The following is a 4985-nucleotide window of genomic DNA, read 5'->3' as shown; positions in this document are numbered from 1 at the left end:
CCCGCGAAGCGATCTATCTGGCTTACCGCAATATCAGTAACACCCGCTCCCGCAATAGGGAGCAATCCCTAATCCCGCTAAAACAAAAACGCCGCGATCCTGTCGCGGCGTTTTTGTTTCTGTGTCGCTGTTACCCCAGGTTCTTGCCGAGCAGCGCGTGGTAGAGCTCGCTGTCGCCAAGGATCCCCACCACCTTGTTGTTGTCGTGCAGCACCAGCTTGTTGCCGGTCTGGTAGCGGATCTGCAGGGCGTCGCGCATGCCGATGCTGGAGTCCACCAGGGTCGGCTTGCGGCCCAGGCCTTCCACCGCCTGGCCCGGGATCCAGTTCTGCAGGTCGAGGCTGGCGCCGTTCTGGCGCGCGCCCTTGATGGTGTTGCCCTCGGCCAGGTCGAGCCAGGAGTCGCCGCCCGGATCCAGGCACACGGAGCCGTTGATGCGTTTGCAGTTGTCCAGGGTGCGCATCAGGCTGCGACCGCAGAGCACGTTGAGCGGGTTGGTATGGGCGACGAAGGTACGCACATAGTCGTCCGCCGGGTTCAGCACGATCTCTTCCGGCTTGCTGTACTGGATGATCCGGCCGTCTTTCATGATGGCGATGCGGCTGCCCAGTTTCAGGGCTTCGTCCAGGTCATGGCTGACGAACACTATGGTCTTGCTCAGCTTGCGTTGCAGTTCCAGCAGTTCGTCCTGCAGGCCCTGGCGGATCAGCGGGTCGAGGGCGGAGAAGGGTTCGTCCATCAGCAGGATGTCGGCGTCCATCGCCAGGGCGCGGGCCAGGCCGACACGTTGCTGCATGCCGCCGGACAGTTCGTCGGGCTTCTTGTTGCGCCACTGGGTCAGGCCCACCAGCTCGAGTTTCTCGTCCACCAGCTTGCGCCGTTCCTTTTCCGGCCGGCCCTGCATTTCCAGGCCGAAGCTGATGTTCTCGCGAACGGTCAGCCAAGGCATCAGGGCGAACTTCTGGAACACCATGGCGATGCGCTTGGTGCGCATCATCTTCAGTTCCGCCGGGGTACAGGAAGCGATGTCGATCTGTCGGCCTTCATGCTCGACGAACAGCTTGCCGCGGCTCACGGTGTTGAGGCCGTTGATGCAGCGCAAAAGGCTGGACTTGCCGGAACCGGAGAGGCCCATCAGCACGCAGATTTCGCCTTTCTCGATGTCCAGGCTGGCCTTTTCCACACCGACGATCTGGCCGGTCTTTTTCAGGATCTCGTTGCGGCTCATGCCCTGATCCAGCAGCTTGAGCGCCTCGCGTGGATCCTTGGAGAAGATAACGTCGACGTTATCGAAGCGGATTATGCTCATGCGTCACCCCCTACTTTGGCTTCGGGTTGTTTGCAGATACGGTCGAGCATGATCGCCAGCAGTACGATTGCCAGGCCTGCTTCGAAGCCCAGGGCGATATCGGCGGTGTTCAGTGCGTTGACCACGGGTTTGCCCAGGCCGTCGGCGCCCACCAGGGCCGCGATCACCACCATCGACAACGACAGCATGATGCACTGGGTGATGCCGGCGGCGATGCTCGGCATGGCGTGGGGCAGCTCGATACGCGACAACAGTTGACGGCGGGAGCAGCCAAAGGCCTTGCCGGCGTCCATCAACTCTTGTGGTACATCGCGGATGCCCAGGTAGGTCAGGCGGATCGGCGCGGCAATCGCGAACACCACCGTGGAGATCAGGCCTGGCACCACACCCAGACCGAACAGGGTCAGGGTAGGAATGAGGTAGACGAAGGTCGGTACGGTCTGCATCAGATCGAGCACCGGACGCATCATGGTGTAGAACATCGGCTTGTGCGCGGCGACGATGCCCAACGGCACGCCAATCAGCACGCAGACCAGGGTGGCGAACAGCACCTGGGCCAGGGTTTCCATGGTTTCCTGCCAGTAACCCAGGTTGAGGATCAGCAGGAAGGACGCCACGACGAAGGCGGTCAGGCCCCACTTGCGTTGAATCACGTGCGCCAACAGGGCAATCAGGCCGATCAAGGCCAGCGGGTTGAACCAGGTCAGCGCAAACGTCACGCCGTGGATCATCGTTTCCAGGGTCGATGCGATCGCATCGAATGTGTTGGCGCCGTGTTGCGTCAACCATTCGACGAAGGCAGCGATGTACTGGCCTAAAGGGATTTTCTGATCAATGAGCATGGTATTGAACGTCCGCATGCAAGGAATAAACAGCCCGGGCGGGCGAACCCGCCCGGCGTAAGCGACTTACTGCGCAAGCTTGGCTTTCACGGCCTCCAGGCCTGGTTTTCCGTCAATGGTGGTCACGCCAGCGAGCCAGGTATCGAGTACCTCGGGGTTTTTCTTCAGCCAGGCCTTGGCGGCCGCCTCGGGCTTCATCTTGTCGTCCAGGACGTTACCCATCAGGGTGCTTTCCATATTCAGGGTGAATGACAGATTCTTCAGCAACTGACCGACGTTGCTGCATTCCTCGGCGTAGCCCTTGCGGGTGTTGGTGTAGATGGTCGCCTGGCCGTAGTTGGGGCCGAAGAACTCGTCGCCGCCGGTCAGGTACTTCATCTTGAAGCGGGTGTTCATCGGGTGCGGTTCCCAGCCCAGGAACACCACCGCGGTGCTGCGCCGTTGCGCGCGCTCGACCTGGGACAGCATGCCCGCCTCGCTGGACTCGACCACCTTGAAGCCGGCGTCCTTGAGACCGAAGGCGTTCTTGTCGATCATGCTCTGGATCATGCGGTTGCCGTCGTTACCCGGCTCGATGCCGTAGATCTTGCCATCCAGTTCCTTCTTGAACTTGGCGATGTCGGCGAAATCCTTCAGGCCCTTGTTGTACAGCTCTTCCGGGACCGCCAGGGTGTACTTGGCGTTCTCCAGGTTGGCGCGGATGGTTTCCACGGTGCCGGCATCGCGGTAGGGCTTGATGTCGTTTTCCATGGTCGGCATCCAGTTGCCGAGGAACACATCCATGTTCTTGCCGTCGGCCAGGGACTTGTAGGTCACCGGCACGGAAATCATCGTGGTCTTGGTCTTGTAGCCGAGGGCGTCGAGCACGACGCTGGTGGTCGCGGTGGTGACGGTGATGTCGGTCCAGCCGACATCGGAGAAGTTTACGGTGCTGCATTGCGCCGGTTCTGCGGCGTGCGCCAGAAGCGGCAGACTCAGCATGGCGGCCAACAACAACGACGGGGAACCTTTCATGGGGTGGACTCCTGGGTGTTTTCTGGCGGTGTCTGACCGCACTTATAAGTGTTGCGGTTGGGGCGAGTGGGACAGCTCTACCACAGTGCCTTGCAATCGAGTCGAGACTGATCATGTACCAGTGAAAATCTGACGCCTACAGGGTGCGTCGTATCCAGTACAGGGAGGGTCGCATCCAGTGTCAGTGAGGTCGCTTACAGCTTTTTTCAGCACTTTTTGCCCGTCTGAACCGCAAAAAAACGGCCAGAACCGGAGGTCGGCGGGCCACGGCGTTGGTGGGCATGAGTGAGTCGGTGTGAGACGTCGAACGACACTGCAAAAGCCTGATGATGCGCGTATCTCGGCGGATTACTGCTTGAGCGTAGCAGCTTCGCCACCGGGCGTTTTGGCGCCCGGCGTGTGCTCATCGAGGAGTTTCGCAGTCATGGCTATCAGCGTTTTCGACCTGTTCAAAATCGGCATCGGCCCCTCCAGTTCCCACACCGTCGGGCCCATGCGCGCCGCGGCGCTGTTCGTCCAGGCGCTGCGGGAAAAAGACCTGCTGGGCCAGGTGCGTCGCATCGAGGTCAGGCTCTACGGTTCGCTGTCGGCCACCGGCATCGGGCACGGCAGCGACAACGCGGTGATCATGGGGCTGATGGGCGAATGGCCGGATGCGATCGATCCGTCGCAGATCGGTTGTCGCATCCAGGCCCTGCGCGAAACCAATACCCTGCTGCTCGACAACCGCCTGCCGATTCCCTTCGTCTGGGCGCGCGACATGCTGCTGATCGACGAGAACCTGCCGTTCCACCCCAACGCCATGATCCTGGTGGCCGAAGGCGAGTCCGGGGAGTTGCACCGCGATACCTATTATTCCGTGGGCGGCGGTTTTGTCGTCGACGAGGCCCAGGCCAGCAGCGGCGTGGTGGACCTGGATCGCACCGAATTGCCTTACGACTTTTCCAGCGCCGTGGAGCTGCTGAGCCTGTGCCAGAAGCACAACCTGCGGGTGGCCGAACTGATGATGGCCAACGAGAAGGTCTGGCGTTCGGAGGAAGAGATCCGCGCGGGCCTGATGAAGCTCTGGCAGGCCATGCAGGATTGCGTCGAGCAGGGCCTGAAACACGAAGGCATCCTGCCCGGCGGGCTCAATGTGCGGCGCCGCGCGGCCAAGCTGCACCGCAGCCTGCAGGAATTGAACAAGCCCAATGTGATCGGCTCGACCCTGAGCGCCATGGAGTGGGTCAACCTGTACGCCCTGGCGGTCAACGAAGAGAACGCCGCCGGCGGGCGCATGGTGACGGCGCCGACCAACGGCGCGGCGGGGATCATTCCGGCGGTGCTGCATTACTTCATGCGCTTCAGCGAGGATGTCACCGACGCCAACGTGGTGGACTTCTTCCTCGGCGCGGCAGCGGTGGGCATCCTCTGCAAGAAGAACGCCTCGATCTCCGGGGCCGAAGTCGGCTGCCAGGGCGAGGTGGGTTCCGCCTGCGCCATGGCGGCTGCCGGCCTGGCGGAGATTCTCGGGGCGTCGCCGGAGCAGCTGTGCAACGCCGCGGAGATCGGCCTGGAGCATAACCTCGGCCTGACCTGCGACCCGGTCGGCGGCCTGGTGCAGGTGCCGTGCATCGAGCGCAACGCGATCGCCGCGGTGAAGGCGATCAACGCCGCGCAAATGGCCCTGCGCGGCGACGGCCAGCACTTCATTTCCCTGGACCGGGTGATCCGCACCATGCGCGATACCGGCGCCGATATGCATGACAAATATAAGGAGACATCGCGCGGCGGCTTGGCGGTCAGCGCGGTTGAATGTTGAGGACCGCTGCGCGGTCCAT

At 62.0% G+C, this 4985-nt stretch carries 4 protein-coding genes; 1 reads left to right on the top strand and 3 read right to left on the bottom strand.

What is annotated here, in order from left to right:
* Nucleotides 1–130: 130 nt before the first annotated feature.
* The 3 genes from choV to ACTJKT_RS19600 form a co-directional block, all read right to left on the bottom strand.
* Nucleotides 131–1309, bottom strand: a complete 1179-nt coding sequence (gene choV / locus ACTJKT_RS19610; RefSeq protein WP_016704219.1) for a choline ABC transporter ATP-binding protein — start codon at nt 1307–1309, stop codon at nt 131–133.
* Nucleotides 1306–2151, bottom strand: a complete 846-nt coding sequence (gene choW / locus ACTJKT_RS19605; protein ID WP_025807261.1) for a choline ABC transporter permease subunit — start codon at nt 2149–2151, stop codon at nt 1306–1308. Before choW ends, choV begins: the two co-directional genes overlap by 4 nt.
* A 66-nt stretch (nt 2152–2217) precedes the next feature.
* Entirely contained in the window at nt 2218–3165 is a 948-nt protein-coding gene (locus tag ACTJKT_RS19600) for a choline ABC transporter substrate-binding protein (RefSeq protein WP_007925988.1), read from the bottom strand.
* Nucleotides 3166–3589: 424 nt separating this feature from the next.
* On the opposite strand from ACTJKT_RS19600, the gene ACTJKT_RS19595 reads away from it, so the two are divergent.
* A complete protein-coding gene (locus ACTJKT_RS19595; RefSeq protein ID WP_440788225.1) occupies nt 3590–4966 on the top strand; it encodes an L-serine ammonia-lyase in 1377 nt (458 codons plus the stop codon).
* The last annotated feature ends 19 nt before the right edge of the window (nt 4967–4985 follow it).

The sequence above is a fragment of the Pseudomonas sp. 22526 genome, from assembly GCF_052044735.1.
Lineage (GTDB): Bacteria > Pseudomonadota > Gammaproteobacteria > Pseudomonadales > Pseudomonadaceae > Aquipseudomonas > Aquipseudomonas piscium.
This window is presented reverse-complemented; position numbering and strand designations above follow the sequence as displayed.